Genomic DNA, 17450 nt, shown 5'->3' on the forward strand with positions numbered 1-17450 from the left:
TATAATTTTACCATAGGAATGGAGCATAAACTCATCTGAGTCATGCTCCATTTGTCTTATATGTCTTTGGAGGGTTACTGGGCTTCGTAACTTACTTCCATATCTACTTTTCCGCTCTTCTCACGGAAATATCCAAACAGGAGGGCAGCCACGCATACACAGAGATTCACAGCCATCTTGGGCCATGTCATGGTACGAAGGCTCATGTATGCCCCGAAGATACTTGCCAGGGTACCCGCAATGGTCCAGAACCAAAGCACACTGGTGGAAGTGTGCCAGCGTGAACGGTTCCACTCCGTGGGAATGACCTGAGGAAGGCGGAACACGAAAATTGCCAGCAGTACGTCCATGATATTGGATGCAAAGACAGCGGTACCTGAGATGGTGTTCATGTTAAAACCGAAAATCAATGGCAGCAGTCCAACCAGGTAGAAGAACAGGATAAGGTTGTGGGGGGTCTTGAAACGGGAGTTGATTGCGCCGAATTTTTTCGGCAGCCATCCGTCCACACAGCCCTGAAGCAATGGCTTTGTGCACCAGCCCATCTGGGCGTTTAAGGTGGTCATAAGGGCAAACATGGCGCCGCCAATCAGGAAGAACACATAGAGAGGCCCTGGAAGTATCTCGGCAGCTACCAATGAAAGGGGCTGTCCCTGTACTACATCAATGGGAAGCACACCGGTGGCAACCACTGCCATGAATGCATAGAAGATAGCCACAACAACAGTTGAGAGTATGATTACAAATGGCATGTCCTTAGTGGGATCCTTTGCCTCGGCAGAGAAATTGATGATATTCTGTGCGCCGCCGCAGGCAAAGGTCAGGATGGCTGCCGCGCTGCAGAAGCCTAAGGGGCCGTCCGTGAGAAATCCCTGTGGCTGTACATAGGCCGTAAAGTCAACGCGGAATATACCAAATGCAGTAAATACGGCCAGGGCAATCATGAGGCATACAACAAGTACCTGCTGGACAATGGATGCGTTTTTAACACCGATTATGTTGACCATCATCACAAGGGTAAGGATGATGACTGCTACCACGCGGACATTGATTCCCTGCACGGCCTGGCCAAAATATTCACCGATGGACAGTGCATACATGGAGAGGGATATATTACTTAAGATGTGTATGATGAGGTAAGCCCCGGCCAGCATCTTGGTGGAGAGAAGGGCAATGTATGTGTAGCTGCCGCCTCTCATGCGGACGGTTCCCAGGACAAATAATCTGGGGGCCAGTTTCAGCAGTGTGATGATGGCGGCAATTGCAAATGCAATACTTGCAGAACGTCCTGTCAGTCCGATGGCCTGCGGAAGAAGAGAGAAGATACCTGCGCCTATGATCTGTCCGACAGCAATGGCAAAGAAATCCTTCTTTCCCAGAACGCGGTCAAGATCTTTGGTACTTGTTAATGTTTTTGATTCACTCATAATGACCCTCCTATGTATTATTGTTATGACTGGGAAGCTTTTACCAGCCCATCAATTGCTTTTTCCACCCACTCAGGCGAGGTGGCCAGGTTCAGGCGGATGAAACCGTTCCCTCCGGCTCCGAACCACTGGCCATAATCCACTGCCAGACGTGCCTTTTCCTGGACAAAGTCTTTCATACCGCTTTCTTCTGCTTTTCCCAGATACCCGCTTAAATCAAGCCATGCAAGATAGGTGCCTTCCAAAGGGGAGAGGATGGCTTTTGGCAGTTCCGCCTGAATGCGGTTTAATGCGTATTCATAGTTGTCCCGGATGATGGATATTACAGTATCCAGCCATTCACGTCCATATGTATAGGCTGCTTCAATTGCATAGTACCCCAGCATATTGCCGGTATCCTCATGCAGGCTTACAGCCAGTCTGTCGAATTGGTTCCTAAGGTCCTCCCCTGGTATGATGACAAATGAATTCTTCATTCCGGCCAGGTTAAATGTTTTGGATGCAGCGGTCAGTGTAATGATGATATCTGAATACTTACCTCCATCAATGGAAGCAGTGGGGATATGAGGATGTTTTCCAATGATTAAATCGTGGTGTATCTCATCGCTGATAACAGTCACATGATGTTTTTTGCATATCTCAAGAAGTCTTCGCAGTTCATCCTCAGTCCAGACACGGCCCACCGGGTTGTGGGGGCTGCACAGGATAAAGACTTTCACATCGTTGTCAACAACCTTCTTCTCAAAGTCCTCAAAATCTATTGTATAGATTCCACCTGTGTTAACCAGTTCACTGTAAATAAGCCTGCGGTCAATATCCTCAATTGCATGATGGAAGGGATAGTATACGGGCATATTGATGATGGCCGCGTCGCCTGGCTTTGTAAGCATATGCATGCACCAGAAGATACCTGTGACAACCCCAGGTGCAAAACGGATCCAGTCGCGCTGAATCTCCCATCCATGCTGCTCTTTTTCCCACTGAATGAAAGACTGGTAGTAACTGTCTGGTGTAAGGGAGTATCCATAGATGCCGAAATCAACTTTTTTGCGTAAGGCTTCAGTTACTTCCCTGGGTGCTTTGAAATCCATGTCGGCGACCCACATGGATATCAGGTCGGGATCCCCATACTTGGTTGGAAGGATATCCCATTTGGAACAGTTCGTGCCGTGCCTGTCCGGGCAGTTTTCCCTAATAAATTCTTCTTTGTTCATGTTTATTCCTCCTATATAGTTTAAACATTAAACTATTTATCTTATGGGTGGATTATATAACTATTTAGATAAAAGTTCAATATATAATATTAAAAAATAATAAATTTGTGTATTTAGTATAAAATATTAATAATATTTTGTATAGAATTATAGTTTAAACAATTAATTATATAGGAAAAATAATGTCATAGACAAAAGACTTATCTTTTAGTTATAATAATACTAATGACAGAAAGGTTTAGGTAATGTAATGAAGAATGACAATCAATCCGGCAATATTAATCCAGCATTGTCGGAAGAACTTTTTCATAAAATGACAGAGCATACCAATCAGGTATACAAGTTTGTCAAGATATATAATGACTATGCCAATGCGCCCAGGGATTACGGTACAGGTGAAAAGGTCAATATGCTGAGCGTACATATCATGTCGGACATAGAGGAGCATCCTGGAATCACGGTTACGGAACTGGCAGAAGAGTGGGTCAGGACCAAGGGATCCATATCCCAGGTGATTAAGAACCTGGATGAGAATGGTTATATCATTAAGAAAAAAGAAGGCAATAATAATAAGAATGTCCATCTGTATCCTACCAGCAAGGGGGTAGAACTCAGCCTGGCCCATAAGATGTATGATGCCAGGAACTTAAAGAATACACTGGACTTCTTCACGCAGTATTGCACGGAGGAGGAACTGACAGCCTTTTATAAAGTCCTGGGCTATTATACCATGCTGTTGAAAGGGTGAATATGAATAGCCTGATTGGGTTATGCTTCCAATCAGGCTTAATATATAGCACAGTCTTTGTTGGGGGTCCAAGTCCCGGACAGTATCGTAAACCCTTCACGTTCCTCCGTATTCCCGGTAAAAATCCATGGTAAAATGCTTCCTTTGTATCCATATAATGGATGCTCATCTGAAGCAGTTGGATAATTCATGCTGAAACACAATCAAATCCCCGGTCTGCATGGCCTGATACATAGCCGTTAAATTTATTTCTTTGATTTTCTTCCGGAACCATGATATTTATATCTTTTTCCAGTTTAAATTACAAGGAAAGTATATGGAAGACGTGAATTTTTCAATCATAGGAAAACGGCCTTGACAAAAACTGGCGGCAGAAATATCATAAGAGTAGCAGAAAAAGGAAATTATGTGCAATGCGCCACATAAGAGGAATCCCCGGAGAGCCGCTATTCACCGGGGATTCCCTTTACCTGTTTTGGTGGATTGACCTTGACAAAACCTGATGGTTGATTTATCATGAAAGTGAAAAGAAGATAGTATGTGCATTATGTCACATAAGGAACCCCCGGAGAGCGGCAACTCTCCGGGGGTTCTTTTTCTTTTTGGGGTAGAATACCCAGGCTGACTGTTGATGTTTATTTTCTGTCCAGCCATTTACTGATGTAATAGCATATCACACCAGCCGCGACAGAGATGATGAAAGCTAGTCCGCCTATAGTCTACAACTTCCCCGCACAATACTCCCGTATGATTTCCATATAATCCCGTGCATGCTGCGGCAGATACCGCCCCTTCGGATAGGCCGCAATGGTGGTTGTGACAATGGGGCTTTTTCCGATGGACAGGCAGAGGGAGGGATGGCGGCCATGGGACGCGGCCATGTGATAATAGCTTTCCGGTGCAAATGCAATCCCAAGCCCTTCCATGGCCAGTTTGATGGACATCTCGCTGTTGCGTGTGTGCAGGAGCACGGGCGGGTTCATATTGTAATCCTCAAACAGTTTAAGGGCAATGCCTCCCGTGTTCTGGTCCGGATAAAGGAGGATGAAGTTCTCCCTGGAAAACAGGCTTAAGTCAATCCAGGGATGCCTGAAGCCCGGTTTATCCACTGCCCTGGACGCAAGCGGATGTCCTGCAGATAAGATTAATACAATTTCTTCCCGTTGCATGACCTCATAGTCCAATAATTTGGGGAATACATGGACATTATAAAAGGTGAGGTCAATGGAATGGTCTTTTAAGCTTGTCTCGGCTATGAAGTTAACGGCTTCCATCACATTGATGGTCACATGGGGGTACCGGCTGTGGAATTCCATCAGGGTGGGCTGGATGATGGTGCTTCCCATCATGATGGGTATGGCGATATTCAGGCGGCCGTATTTCCTGTGGCTGATATCCTCGTACTCCCGGTCCCACTGCTCCCCGTAAGCAGCAATCTGCTCCGCGTAGTGGAGATAGCGTTCCCCCATATAGGTCGGGGTGTAGCAGTTGTCCCTGCGGTAAAAGAGCGGCCCTCCCAGCTGGTTTTCCAGGTTCTTAAGATATTTGCTTAAGGATGGCTGGGAAATGAACAGGGATTCGGCTGCCTTGCCGATGCTCCCATATCTGGCAATGGCCAGGATGTAGCGTGCTTCTTTTAATTCCATAAAATTCCTCCTGACAGGTCATTTCTGTAAATATACGGAAATGATTTGTAAAAAAACAGGTGAATATAGCTTTACTGCATAAAGAATATAGAATTTATATATTTGACGTATATTATATTACTTTTTATAATAAACGTAAAGCCTAAAATAAGCAACCTTAATAAATCTTTTGATTCAGCATGGAGCGTGAAAATCATGAAAAAGAGCAGTGCATTAATCATGCTGGTACCCGGCCTTGTCATCCTGCTGGTGTGCCTTGCCATCCCATTACTGCGGGTACTGGCGCCAAGTATTTTCTCGGGAGATTATCCGTTCAGTTTCTACGCGGAGTTTTTCCGGGACGGGTATTATCTGAAAATATTCCTGCGCACGGTTAAGATTGCCGTGATTACCACTGCTTTCTGCATGGCGGGCGGAATCCCCACAGCGTACTTCATCAGCCGCTGTCCTAAGAAGTACAGGGGACTGCTGCTGGCGTTGTCCATCTTTCCCATGATGACCAACTCTGTAATCAGGAGTTTTGCGTGGATAAACATACTGGGAAGCAATGGAATTGTGAATAAGTTTCTTCTGGCAGCTGGTTTTGTGGATAAACCTGCCAAGCTTCTGTACACGGATTTCGCAATCATCATTGGCTCCATCTATCTGTTCCTGCCGCTGATGATCGTGACGGTTACAGGCGTCATGGAAAATATTGACGATGATATGATGGAAGCCGCGCAGAGCCTGGGCGCGGCCCGGATGGAAGCGTTCATGAAGGTGGTTTTCCCCATGAGCCTTCCGGGAATCATTGTGGGCGGCATCCTGGTATTCACAGGGACGCTGACAGCCTACACCACGCCCCAGCTTCTGGGAGGCAACAGCAACATGGTAATGGCTACCCTGATATACCAGAGGGCCATGTCCGTGGGAGACTGGACCGGGGCATCCGTGATTGCATTCATAATGATCATACTGACACTGGGCGTCATCAAGGGCTTTAATGCCCTGGCGTCACGGCTAGACCGGAGGGGAGAGAACTATGCGTAAGAATAAACTGCTCACTGCATATGCAGTCCTGGTATTTGCATTCCTGGTGATTCCGCTTGTAATCATTACCATTACGGCTTTTGGCGGCGGCAGCGCCATTACCTTTCCCATTGAATCATTTTCCTTTAAATGGTTTGCCAATGTGTTCGCGCTGAAATCCTTCCGCCGTTCCTTCCTGACAAGCCTGGAGGTGGCGCTTTTGGCAACCCTCATTGCACTGCTGGTGGGAATCCCGGCAGCCTATGCGCTGGCCCGTTCCAATGTAAGGGGGAAACAGATGCTTAAGTCCATTTTCCTGTCCCCGACCATTGTGCCGGGAATCGTCATTGGTTTCATCCTGTACCAGTTTTTGATCCTTACACTGAGGATTCCGGTGTTTGTAAGCCTTCTGGCTGGACATTTCATGGTGACGCTTCCCTATGTCATCCGCGTGGTGGGGTCTTCCATGGAACAGTTTGATTTCTCCATTGAGGAGGCGGCCTGGAGCCTGGGATGCCCCAAGAAGGCGGCATTTTTCAAGGTAGTGCTTCCCAATGTGACTTCGGGAATCTCATCCGCCTTCATGCTTGCATTCATCAATTCCTTCAATAACATACCTGTATCCATGTTCCTGTCAGGGCCGGGGGTCAGCACCTTCCCTTCCACCCTCATGAACTATATCGAATATAATTATGACCCTACTGTTTCTGCCGTATCCGTGCTTCTCATGGCAGCAACCGTAATCATCATGGTAATTATTGACAGGACACTGGGCATTGCAGCCCTGGCTAAATAGGAGGATGACGAAAATGGCATTTATGACCCTTAATCAGATTGATGTCAGCTACGATAAAAAGAAGCAGATTTTAAAAGGCCTTGACCTTAAAGTGGAAAAGGGGGAGCTGGTATCCCTCCTGGGGCCAAGCGGCTGCGGCAAGTCCACGACCCTCAGGGTGGTGGCCGGATTCATTGACCCTCAGGGCGGGACCTTTACCCTGGACGGGGAAGATATGACCAGGGTGGCTGTGCACAAGAGGAATTTTGGCCTGGTATTCCAGAGCTATGCCCTGTTTCCCCATCTGAGCGTGTACGATAATGTGGCCTTCGGGCTGCGCACCAGGAAAATGGACAGGGAGACCATTGATAAAAAGGTAAAGGACATTCTGGAGGTCTGCGGGCTGACTGAGTTTGCACAGAGATTTCCAAAGCAGATGTCAGGCGGACAGAGGCAGAGGGTGGCCCTGGCCAGGGCGCTTGTGATTGAGCCGAAGCTCCTGCTGCTGGATGAGCCTTTAAGCAACCTGGATGCTAAGCTGAGGCTCAGCATGAGGGTGGAGATTAAACGCCTTCAGAAAAAGCTTGGTATCACAACCCTGTTCGTCACCCATGACCAGGAGGAATGTTTCTCCATATCCGATAAGGTGGCGGTCATGAACAACGGCGTCATAGAGCAGTTTGACACGCCTGAGAATATTTACAGAAGGCCTGCAACCGAGTTCGTGGCAAGGTTCATCGGGTTTGAGAATTTCCTTGAGATGGAACGGGACGGCGTACACATCTACCGGGTGCCGGACGGCAGCCAGTTCGAGGTGGACATGGACTGCGGGGAGGAAGCATTTGCAGGCACCATCCGGCCCGACGATATACGTCTGGCAGGGCAGGGACAGCAGGAAAATGTCCTCACAGGGACAGTGGGCGTGCGCACCTTCCTGGGGAAGAGTTACCAGTATGAGGTGAACACGGCAGCCGGGGTGCTGAAGGTCAATATGGATACTTCCAACCTGTTTAAGGAAGGTCAGGAAATCAGGCTGTATCTGCCAAAGGATAAGCTGGTGCTGGTACGCAGATAGGGAATGCCGTGGCGAACGGAATAAGGAAGAAAAGGAGATTATTATGAAAAAGACAATTGCAATGGTACTTTGTGCAGCAATGACACTGACTGCCTGCGGAGGCGGCGCAGCCACAGGGGATACGAAGGCGGCTTCGGACGGAAAGCAGAAGCTGGTACTTTCCACCTATGGACTGAGCGAGGATATTTCCGCGGAAGAGGTCTATGCTCCCTTTGAGCAGGAATTTAACTGTGAAATCGTGACAGAGACAGGCGGCACCAATGACCGTTATACCAAGCTGGCTGCTGACAGTGAATCCAGCATTGATGTGATTGAACTGTCACAGGCCATGACCGCAAAGGGAATTGAGGAAGGGCTGTTCGAGGATATTGATTTAAGTAAGATTGAGAACGCATCTGACATGATTGCAGCTGCGAAAACCATGGCGGATGCAGGCCAGGGCGTGGCATACACCATTAACAGCATCGGCATCATGTACAATCCTGAGGCGGTTGATTTTGAGATAAAGGGTTTTGATGACCTGTGGGATTCCAGATTGGAAGGTATGGTATCCATCCCGGAAATCACCACCACCTTTGGGCCGGCCATGGTATATATGGCAAGCGACCATGCAGGTGTGGATATTAAGAGCGACAACGCAGAGGCTGCGTTTAAGGCGTTGGAAGAGTTAAAGCCGAATCTGGTTAAGACATACGCCAAGTCCGCAGACCTGATTAACATGTTTACTTCCGGTGAAGTGGCGGTTGCCATTGTGGGCGATTTTGGTGTTCCTACCATCCAGGCAGCCAACCCTGACCTTGTTTATGTGACACCGGACATTACGTATGCCAACTTTAATACCATCAGCATTACCAAGAACTGTAAGAATAAGGATCTGGCTTACGAATATCTCAACTACCGTTTAAGTCCTGAGCTTCAGACCAAGACAGGCAAGGCCCTGAACGAGGCGCCCACCAACAGCAAGGTTGAATTCACGGATGAAGAGTCTAAGAACATGACATACGGCGACAAGGCTGCCAATGCAAAGGTGCTGGATTACTCCTTTGTGAACCCGCAGTTAAACAGCTGGATTGACCAGTGGAACCGTATCATTAATAATTAATTTTGCTAAAAGAATAAAAATCCCTGGAGAGTGGCTATGAAGGTTGATTTCGTGGTAAAGGGCGCCTGGGTCTTCATGACATACAGGCAGTGCTTTGAGAAAAGGGATGTTGCGGTTGCAGGGGAAAAGATTTACGCGGTTTCCCCTGCAATCTGCTATCCGGACGTGACAACGATTGACGGTAGCGGAATGTATATGATTCCGGGGCTGGTTGATATCCATATGCATATTGAGAGTTCCATGACTTACCCGGCAGAATTTTCCCGTATCACCCTGCCTTACGGCGTTACAACCGTGGTGGCGGATGCCCATGAGATTGCCAATGTGTTCGGGATGGACGGCATCCGGTGGTTCATGGGGCAGGAGACAAAGCTGGATATATTCTATGCCATCCCTTCCAGCGTGCCGGCCACCAATGACAGCCTGGAGACATCGGGCGCAGGGATTGGGGAGGCGCAGGTCAGGGAACTGGCGCGTGACAGCAGGGTGCTGTGCCTTGGGGAAGTCATGAATTTTAAGGACCTGACATCGGATGGGGATGCGTTAATCAAAAGGCTGGTGGGTATCTGCAAGGGGAAAGACATCCGGGGCAGCATGCGGATTGAGGGCCATTGTCCCAAAATCAGCGGGGAGGATCTTTGCCGTTTCATCTATGAAGGGGTGGACGCGGATCATACCCAGCAGACGCCGGGGTCCGTGCTGGAAAAAACAGATATGGGCATGTTCCTGGAACTGCAGCACAAGTCCCTGACGCCGGAGGTGGTGGATACGGTATGCCGCTATGGCCTTTATGAAAATGTGGCCCTCATCACGGATGATACCATGCCGGACCAGCTTTTAAAGGGACAGTTAAACCGGATAGTGGCTCATGCGGTCAAGAATGGAATGCCTGTGGAAAAGGCAATCTACTGCGCAACATTTACACCGGCAAGGCGGATGCACCTGGATGACCGGGGGATGATCGGGCCTGGAAAGCTGGCGGACTTTGTGCTGCTTCGGGATTTGGAACACTTTCAGCCGGCGGCGGTGTTTAAGCGGGGGGAATTGGTGTATGGGGAGCGTTTGGGAACGGACTATGCATCCATACCTGAAGCATTTTACCATTCCGTAAACTGTAACAGGGCCATGGAAGAAGACTTCCGCTTGAAAACGGATAAGCCATGTTCCAGGGTCAAAGTAAATGTGATGAAAATCCAGGCCCACGGCACCTTCACCTCCAGGGTTATCAGGGAGCTGGATGTGAAGGGTGGCGCCATATGCTGGAAGGAGGCAGGCCTTTCCCTGGCAGTGATGTTTGAGCGGTATGGGAAGAACGGGAATATTTCCTTTGGACTGGTGGAGGGCGCGTTAAGGAAGCCGGGAGCCATTGCAACCACCTGGTCCCATGACAGCCACAACCTGCTGGTACTGGGAACCTGTGAGCAGGATATGGCGGCGGCCCAGAACCGGGTCATAGAACTGCAGGGCGGTTATGTGGCGGCTGAACATGGGCGCGTGATGGCTGAGGCCCGGCTTCCGGTGGGCGGCATCCTGTATGACGGCCCGGTGGAAGAGCTGGCGTCCGATCTGGGCAGGGTCAGGCAGGCCATGAGGGAACTGGGATATGAAAACAATAATGAAATCATGTCCATGTCCACCCTTGGGCTTCCGGTATCACCGGAACTGAAGCTGACTGATTATGGGCTTCTGGATGTAAGGAGCCAGGAACCGCGTCCTCTTATTGAGGAGTATATTGAATAAGGGAGTTGTTATCAGATGAAGACAGTCATCACGAATGGCATCATAGTTACCATGAACCGGGATATGGATATGTATCCGGAGGGATATGTAATCGTGGAGGATAACAGGATATCGGAGGTCGGCCCCATGGAGGCGCTGGCGCACCGGATCACAGAGTGGGAAAGCAGCAGGCAGGAGGGCATTTCCATCATGGACGCAGGACATGGCATTGTCATGCCTGGCATGGTGAATACACACTGTCACATGGGCATGGTTCCCTTCCGGGGATTGGGGGATGACTGTAAGGACAGGCTTCGGGTTTTCCTTCTGCCCATGGAGTCCAGGGCAATGGACAGGGAACTGGCCGGCCTTTCCAGCAGATATGCCATATGCGAACTGCTTTTAAGCGGCGTCACCACGGTCATGGATATGTATTACTTTGAGGATGTGGTGGCAGAGGTCATGGATCAGATGGGAATCAGAGGGATTGCCGGAGAGACCGTGATGGAGGAAGCCTCCTGTGACGCGGGGACGCCCCGGGAGGCCATTGCGCTGGGGGAGGAACTGATTAAGCGTTACAGGAACCACCCGCGGATTCAGGGCTGTATTGCGCCTCACGGAACAACAACGTGCAGCAGCAGTACGCTTCAGGCAATCCATCAGGTGAATGACAGATATGGCGTGCCGTTTACCCTTCATGTGGCTGAGATGGATTATGAAATGTCGTACCTGAAGGAACAGTATGGATGTACACCCATAGAATATCTGGACAGGCTGGGGATTCTTGACAGTCATACCTTGTCCGCCCACAGCATACGCCTTACGGAACAGGATATAAGCCTGATGGCAAAGTCCGGCGTCAGCGTGGCCCACTGCATCGGCTCCAATACCAAGGCGGCCAAGGGAGTGGCGCCTGTAAGCTCCATGCTGGAACAGGGGCTGGCAGTGGGGCTTGGCACGGATGGGCCGGCCAGCGGCAACACGCTGGACATATTTACACAGATGAGGTTCTGCGCTAATTTCCACAAAAATGAGACTGGGAACAGGAGTGTATTTCCTGCTAAGGACATAGTCTCAATGGCAACCATATGGGGAGCCGGGGCTTTGGGCCTGGATCATGTAACCGGATCCCTGGAACCGGGAAAAGAGGCCGACCTGGTGGTGGTGGAAACGGATTCACCCAACATGTTTCCCGTGTACGACCCCTATTCGGCCCTTGTGTACAGTGCGCGCGCAGATAATGTAAGGGATGTGTTCGTGGCAGGCCGGTGTCTGGTAAAGGACAGGCAATTGGTGTCCCAGGATTTCCGGCAGATCAGGGAAGACCTGCGGCAGAAAATGAATCAGACTGCTTTTGGCAAAATGGGCAATCTGGCATGACCCACAGCAAATAGCCATATGGTTTAGGTATCCTTAATTTCATACCGGGACAGCACCCAGTCCAGGCCGTTGATATGATTGAATATCTGGTCCAGTGCTTCCTGGCTGGTCAGTCCGGGATGGAATCCTTCATTGGTTCCATCCTTTTCCATGTGCATCCGCACCACCCAGCGCGCGGAACTGTCATAAAGGGAAAGGTCATGGGAAATGCTGCCGTCCCCTGTCATGGGAACCGGACCCGCCCCGCACCGGGTAAGCTGTTCTTCTTCTGTGATTGTTACAGAGGTAAGCCCTTCCTCTAAAGGCGCTGTGACTGCCTGCAGCTGTCCTACGGCTGTGTCCGCGTCTGGTCCGATGATGATGGTAAGGTCCATGTCCGGGGAATGTCCGCCTACGTATCCATAGAAACTGTCACATGTCTTCAGAAGGCGTTCCGCAAGTTCGGGAAGGGTATCTATAGAGTCCCATTTGAGGACCAGGTGGGACGCGTAGTCCTGGTCGTACCAGGTGCGCCCTGAAATTCCCTGCCCTGATGCGGCGTATAAAAGGGCTTCCGCCCAATATCCGCACCCTCCGACGGTATAGCGGGTGGCATCATCAGAGGATGATTGGACGGGAACTACCCATACCGGAAATGGTATCTCAGCCTCTCCTAAGGACTTCATATTGTAGAAATATACCCCGTCAGTCTCATCCTCCTGATCGAAGTAAGAGCTGTCCACATGAATGTCCACCATCCCGGTCATGACTGCAGTCAGTGGGGATGCGGGTGGGAAGATATGGATACTGGCCGAGGTTCCCTTATAAAGCGTCGTGAGGGTGTTCTTACCGTAAAATTCGTATTCCTCAGGACTTACAGGGAGATTTTCCGGGCGCGTAATGGGACCGAAGCCATCGTATATCCATTTTTGGGGAGATGAGGACTGGGACATGCTTTGGGAAGTTTCACCGCTGTCCGAAAGGATATTAATGGAAGGGCGCATGTCGGAGGCTTTTGTTTCCATCAGCATCTTGTCAATCTCCCTGACCAGTTCTGATGAATCATGGGCTGGCAGGGTCTGGGGTGGATTTTTCTTCATTTCATTTATGATTTTCTGCACATCAGAAGGATTGCTGGTGCGGCTGGGGGCCATGGAAATACCCCTTATCATGACGGCCACGAACAGAAGTATCAGGCTGGACAGTATCCGCTGGGAACGGGTCCAGGGCTTCCTGCGGGACCTGGTTCCCTTCTCCCCGGATTTGGGAAGAGGAGGCATGTCTGCCATGGCAACCATATCCTTCTCATAGCGGTATGCATGCTGCATGATTTCCCAATGGATATTATCCATATAGGGGATGACTGGATAGGAGGGGGATTTGTATTGCCTGAACCGGTAAGCCCTGTACAGGGCAACCGCCTCCGCCCGGTTAATCCCTCCCCTGTTGGCACTCAGCCACTGGTCCAGCTGTTTTAGGAAATCAGGTTCCCATCCAGCCAGTTTGAACCGTGGGGATTCATACCATTCTTCCAGACGCTGGAGCGCCCTTGTGAAATCCTCCCCATTGGTGTCAACAGATTTGGGAAAGGAGTCATGGAGTTTCTTAAGGCTCTCTAAAAGCTTGCTGCACGAGGCGTTTAACTCCTGCTCCATGCCCTGTTCCACCAGATGGGAGATATCTGGGATGGCAGGAGCCGCAGGGTGATTGCTGGGGAGGATTGTTGCCTGCTTGCTGGCGGGAGCCGCCCCCTGTTCATCCGCAGGAACCGCCGCTTCCGCGCCCGCAGTAATCCGTGCCGCTATCTTAACCGCCGCCGTATAAGCCTTGTGAAGCTGGTCAAATTCTTCCGGATGTTCCTCTGGGTGGCAGGCGGAGCATTTGGCAGCGTACGCTTTTTTAATTGCCCGTTTATCGGATGTGGGGGGAATACCGAGTATGTCCCATATGGTTTCTGCCATCATACGCCTCCGTATAGTTTGCTTTCCAGGTAGTTGAATGTGTCGTCTGTCTTTTTGCGGGCGGCGGCTATGGCTGCGGGACTGCCTGCCTCCAGGACGCCTGAGAACCAGTTCAACAGGTTCAGGATTACCTGGCGGTCATCACCCAGCAGCTCCATGTAGAGCCGTTCTCCCCTGGAGAATACAAGCTGGTTGGCGGCCTGTTCCCTGGCGGGGCGTTTCAGCTGTTCCAGCTCCTGCATTTTCTGTTCCAGTTCCTGGCTGTCCATCCGGATATGTTCATTCATGATCAGTTTTTTCACCACATCCCCGTGCCTGTTTTCAGCCTCCACATCCAGGATACCGTTGATGTCATACGTGAAACGGACAACCACGCCTTCCTGCCCATTGGGGGCAGGCGGGACCGTCAGGTTCAATTCGCCTAAAAACAGGTTTTCACTGCAATGCATGGATTCGCCCTGGAACACAAGGATGCCGATGTCTGTCTGCAGGTCCCTTGTGGTGACATAAAAACCGCTTTTACTGGTGGGCAGGGGTGAGTTCCGCTCAATGATGGGTGACATGATATGGTCCCTGGTGTTATTCCTGTCAATGATTCCGATTCCCAGGGTAAAGGGGCAGATATCCGTGAGGATGATATCTTTTATATCGGACTGGCGCTCCTTAATGCCACCATAGATTCCGGCGCCCAGGGCAATGATTTCATCCGGCTGTCCGGCAAGGAATGGTTCCCTGTGAAGGAAATGTCCGATATACTGCTGGACCGCGGGCATTTTACAGGTCCCGCCCACAAGGACAATCTGGTCAATATCCTCCATGGTCTTCCCCGCATCGGACAGGGCGTGGAAGACCACCTGTTCCAGACGTTTAAAGAGGGGCGCGCAGATCCGCACCAGGTCCGCTGTTGTCAGGAACAGCCCAAGCTCATCCTCCCTGTAGAGGTAATTCATCATGGCTGCCTGGCTGGCCGTAAGTTCCCGTTTGCATTGCTCCGCCTTTTTAAGCAGCAGGTTCTGTTCAGACATGGTCATGGATTCAAAATCCAGCGCGTGCTGTCCGCAGAAATATTCTGCAATCAACCTATCAAAATCATTGCCGCCCAGATGGTTGTCGCCAGCCACGGCCTGTATCTCGATAATCTGCTCAAAGCACTCCACCACGGATACATCCAGGGTGCCGCCGCCAAAATCAATCACCAGAAACTGGGAGTCATCTTCCCCGGTCTGGTTCCGGCAGGCCAAGGCTGCTGCGGATGGTTCATTGACCAGCCGTTCCACCTTAAGTCCGGCCAGCTGCCCGGCCTGTTTGGTTGCAAAGCGCTGCTCATCATTAAAATAAGCAGGCACACTGATGACAGCTTCCTCCACCGGTTCACCCAGATACGCTTCTGCATCCAGTTTAAGCTGTTTCAATATGAGGGAAGAGAGTTCTGCCGCCTTAAATATATGGTTCCCAAGCCGGAAATCATGGGCAGTGCCCATCTGCCTCTTGAAGGAGGCAGCGCTGCGTTCCGGCTGGGTATGCATTTTTTCCCTGGCAACCGTGCCTGTCCACAGGGTGCCGTCCTTGTCCATGCTGACCACGCTGGGGGTCAGGAATGTTCCCAGGGAATTGGGAATCAGCTCCGCCCGTCCGTGTCTCCAGATTGATACCAGGCTGTTGGTGGTTCCAAGGTCAATACCGATAATTGCCATATGATTTCTCCTGCTTGGATTATTTTTGATATATGTATATTTTAGTGCAGTTTCCTATATTTTTCCACCTTATTTAAATTGATTTATTTTATCACAAATAGGTGTTGACATGCATGTATAAATGGATTAATATATGGAAGGTAACATTATTTACAATTATATAGTTCGTATATATCCCTTATTCAGAGTGATGGAGGTACAAAGGACCTGTGAAGTCACGGCAACCCCGGTTGAGTATGTCAGAATTGACGTGCAAAAGGGCCGGAAGGTGCCAGCCTGAGCGAGGAGTGTGCACTGTTTCATGCATGCTTGATCGAGCAATAAGAGGATTTGAAGATCTTTCGTTATTTTCAAGTCCGCAATTGCTGCGGACTTTATTTTTTGTAAAGGATATATGTTGCAGGAACCAGGTAACAGAATGATTTATTTCAGAGAAAAGGAGAACGTGAACTAAATGGAGAGAAGACTTTTTACATCTGAATCCGTAACCGAGGGACATCCGGATAAAATGTGCGATGCCATTTCCGATGCCATCCTGGACGCGCTTATGGCCCAGGACCCCATGAGCCGCGTGGCTTGTGAGACAGCTGCCACAACAGGCTTGGTACTTGTAATGGGTGAGATTACAACCAATGCATATGTGGATATCCAGAAGATTGTGCGGGAGACAATACGCGAGATTGGATATGACCGTGCAAAATACGGATTTGACTGCGACACCTGCGGCGTGATAACCGCCATTGACGAGCAGTCCCAGGATATTGCCTTGGGCGTGAACAAGGCCCTGGAAGCAAAAGAAAACAGGATGTCCGACCAGGAACTGGACGCCATCGGCGCCGGCGACCAGGGAATGATGTTCGGTTTTGCCACCAATGAGACAGAAGAGTACATGCCATACGCTATTTCCCTGGCCCACAAGCTGGTCAGGCGCCTGACAGAGGTGCGCAAGGACGGCACATTAAAATATCTCCGCCCGGACGGCAAGTCCCAGGTTACGGTGGAGTACGATGAGGATGACAGGCCGGTGCGCCTGGATGCAGTGGTGCTTTCCACCCAGCATGATGAGAGCGTGTCCCAGGAGCAGATCCATGCGGACGTTAAGAAATACATCTTTGACGAAATCCTTCCTCAGGATATGGTGGATGGGAACACCAAGTTCTTCATTAATCCCACCGGACGTTTTGTAATCGGCGGACCGCAAGGAGACAGCGGCCTGACCGGACGTAAGATCATCGTAGATACCTACGGCGGCTATGCACGTCACGGCGGCGGCGCATTTTCCGGCAAGGACTGCACCAAGGTGGACCGTTCCGCTGCCTATGCAGCCCGTTATGTGGCTAAGAATATCGTGGCAGCCGGACTGGCCGACAAGTGTGAAATCCAGCTGTCCTATGCAATCGGCGTGGCCCACCCGACCTCTATCATGGTAGATACCTATGGTACAGGAAAGCTGAGCAATGAAAAGCTGGTGGAAATCATCCGCTCCAATTTTGACCTCCGCCCGGCCGGCATCATCAAGATGCTGGGACTCCGCCGTCCGATTTATAAGCAGACAGCTGCTTATGGACATTTTGGCCGCAATGATCTGGACCTTCCATGGGAGAAGCTGGATAAGGTGGAGCTGCTGAAGTCATTGGCAGGGATATAGGAAGACGCTGGGGAGGCATTTTTATTACACAGCAGATACAATTTCAGATATGATTCCAGATGAAAGCCCAGTGC

13 protein-coding genes and 1 riboswitch are annotated in these 17450 nt (G+C 50.1%); of the genes, 8 read left to right on the forward strand and 5 right to left on the reverse strand.

The window, feature by feature from the left end; genetic code table 11:
* Nucleotides 1-74: 74 nt before the first annotated feature.
* Nucleotides 75-1427: an APC family permease gene (locus MCJ35_RS25570; RefSeq protein WP_008723134.1), complete on the reverse strand. Its 1353-nt coding sequence runs from the start codon at nt 1425-1427 to the stop codon at nt 75-77.
* Between the two features lie 23 nt (nt 1428-1450).
* Complete coding sequence (locus MCJ35_RS25575) at nt 1451-2641, reverse strand: MalY/PatB family protein (protein ID WP_034577165.1); 1191 nt, start codon at nt 2639-2641, stop codon at nt 1451-1453.
* Nucleotides 2642-2891: 250 nt separating this feature from the next.
* On the opposite strand from MCJ35_RS25575, the gene MCJ35_RS25580 reads away from it, so the two are divergent.
* A complete protein-coding gene (locus tag MCJ35_RS25580) occupies nt 2892-3389 on the forward strand; it encodes a MarR family winged helix-turn-helix transcriptional regulator (RefSeq protein WP_025484615.1) in 498 nt (165 codons plus the stop codon).
* 719 nt (nt 3390-4108) lie between these two features.
* Here MCJ35_RS25580 and MCJ35_RS25585 read toward each other — a convergent pair.
* Nucleotides 4109-5035: a LysR family transcriptional regulator gene (locus tag MCJ35_RS25585; RefSeq protein ID WP_025484613.1), complete on the reverse strand. Its 927-nt coding sequence runs from the start codon at nt 5033-5035 to the stop codon at nt 4109-4111.
* A 195-nt stretch (nt 5036-5230) separates the two neighbouring features.
* Between MCJ35_RS25585 and MCJ35_RS25590 the strand changes: the two genes are divergently transcribed.
* From MCJ35_RS25590 to MCJ35_RS25615, 6 genes are read left to right on the forward strand one after another with little or no spacing between them, the layout of a single operon-like run.
* Nucleotides 5231-6064 (forward strand): ABC transporter permease, encoded by an 834-nt coding sequence (locus MCJ35_RS25590; protein ID WP_025484612.1) that lies wholly within the window; start codon nt 5231-5233, stop codon nt 6062-6064.
* Nucleotides 6057-6839 carry an ABC transporter permease gene (locus MCJ35_RS25595; protein ID WP_025484611.1) on the forward strand — a complete coding sequence of 261 codons (783 nt, stop codon included), beginning with the start codon at nt 6057-6059 and terminating at the stop codon, nt 6837-6839. The genes MCJ35_RS25590 and MCJ35_RS25595 overlap by 8 nt, the downstream gene beginning before the upstream one ends.
* 13 nt (nt 6840-6852) lie before the next feature.
* A complete protein-coding gene (locus tag MCJ35_RS25600) occupies nt 6853-7893 on the forward strand; it encodes an ABC transporter ATP-binding protein (protein ID WP_008723142.1) in 1041 nt (346 codons plus the stop codon).
* Nucleotides 7894-7936: 43 nt separating this feature from the next.
* Complete coding sequence (locus MCJ35_RS25605; protein ID WP_025484610.1) at nt 7937-8995, forward strand: ABC transporter substrate-binding protein; 1059 nt, start codon at nt 7937-7939, stop codon at nt 8993-8995.
* A gap of 36 nt (nt 8996-9031) precedes the next feature.
* Nucleotides 9032-10735 carry an adenine deaminase C-terminal domain-containing protein gene (locus tag MCJ35_RS25610; protein WP_025484609.1) on the forward strand — a complete coding sequence of 568 codons (1704 nt, stop codon included), beginning with the start codon at nt 9032-9034 and terminating at the stop codon, nt 10733-10735.
* Nucleotides 10736-10750: 15 nt separating this feature from the next.
* Nucleotides 10751-12094, forward strand: a complete 1344-nt coding sequence (locus MCJ35_RS25615) for an amidohydrolase (RefSeq protein WP_025484608.1) — start codon at nt 10751-10753, stop codon at nt 12092-12094.
* A gap of 23 nt (nt 12095-12117) precedes the next feature.
* Here the strand turns inward: MCJ35_RS25615 and MCJ35_RS25620 are convergent, their stop codons facing one another.
* Both MCJ35_RS25620 and MCJ35_RS25625 read right to left on the reverse strand, forming a co-directional pair.
* Nucleotides 12118-14034, reverse strand: coding sequence for a J domain-containing protein (locus MCJ35_RS25620; protein WP_025484607.1), 1917 nt, complete (start codon nt 14032-14034; stop codon nt 12118-12120).
* Complete coding sequence (locus MCJ35_RS25625; protein WP_025484606.1) at nt 14034-15728, reverse strand: molecular chaperone HscC; 1695 nt, start codon at nt 15726-15728, stop codon at nt 14034-14036. Before MCJ35_RS25625 ends, MCJ35_RS25620 begins: the two co-directional genes overlap by 1 nt.
* Before the next feature lie 175 nt (nt 15729-15903).
* A riboswitch (SAM riboswitch) is annotated at nt 15904-16055 on the forward strand.
* A 127-nt stretch (nt 16056-16182) separates the two neighbouring features.
* Here MCJ35_RS25625 and metK point away from each other — a divergent pair.
* Nucleotides 16183-17376, forward strand: a complete 1194-nt coding sequence (gene metK, locus MCJ35_RS25630) for a methionine adenosyltransferase (RefSeq protein WP_008723152.1) — start codon at nt 16183-16185, stop codon at nt 17374-17376.
* The last annotated feature ends 74 nt before the right edge of the window (nt 17377-17450 follow it).

It is taken from the genome of Enterocloster sp. OA13, assembly GCF_022440595.1.
In the GTDB taxonomy this organism is placed as follows: Bacteria; Bacillota; Clostridia; order Lachnospirales; family Lachnospiraceae; genus Enterocloster; species Enterocloster hominis.

Bases quoted from the DNA above. Each gene is read 5' to 3' on its own strand.
- MCJ35_RS25595 (WP_025484611.1), top strand. From the start codon at position 6,057: ATGCGTAAGAATAAACTGCTCACTGCATATGCAGTCCTGGTATTTGCA.
- metK (WP_008723152.1), top strand. From the start codon at position 16,183: ATGGAGAGAAGACTTTTTACATCTGAATCCGTAACCGAGGGACATCCG.
- MCJ35_RS25590 (WP_025484612.1), top strand. From the start codon at position 5,231: ATGAAAAAGAGCAGTGCATTAATCATGCTGGTACCCGGCCTTGTCATC.
- MCJ35_RS25610 (WP_025484609.1), top strand. From the start codon at position 9,032: ATGAAGGTTGATTTCGTGGTAAAGGGCGCCTGGGTCTTCATGACATAC.
- MCJ35_RS25615 (WP_025484608.1), top strand. From the start codon at position 10,751: ATGAAGACAGTCATCACGAATGGCATCATAGTTACCATGAACCGGGAT.
- MCJ35_RS25575 (WP_034577165.1), bottom strand. From the start codon at position 2,641: ATGAACAAAGAAGAATTTATTAGGGAAAACTGCCCGGACAGGCACGGC.
- MCJ35_RS25600 (WP_008723142.1), top strand. From the start codon at position 6,853: ATGGCATTTATGACCCTTAATCAGATTGATGTCAGCTACGATAAAAAG.
- MCJ35_RS25605 (WP_025484610.1), top strand. From the start codon at position 7,937: ATGAAAAAGACAATTGCAATGGTACTTTGTGCAGCAATGACACTGACT.
- MCJ35_RS25585 (WP_025484613.1), bottom strand. From the start codon at position 5,035: ATGGAATTAAAAGAAGCACGCTACATCCTGGCCATTGCCAGATATGGG.
- MCJ35_RS25625 (WP_025484606.1), bottom strand. From the start codon at position 15,728: ATGGCAATTATCGGTATTGACCTTGGAACCACCAACAGCCTGGTATCA.
- MCJ35_RS25580 (WP_025484615.1), top strand. From the start codon at position 2,892: ATGAAGAATGACAATCAATCCGGCAATATTAATCCAGCATTGTCGGAA.
- MCJ35_RS25620 (WP_025484607.1), bottom strand. From the start codon at position 14,034: ATGGCAGAAACCATATGGGACATACTCGGTATTCCCCCCACATCCGAT.
- MCJ35_RS25570 (WP_008723134.1), bottom strand. From the start codon at position 1,427: ATGAGTGAATCAAAAACATTAACAAGTACCAAAGATCTTGACCGCGTT.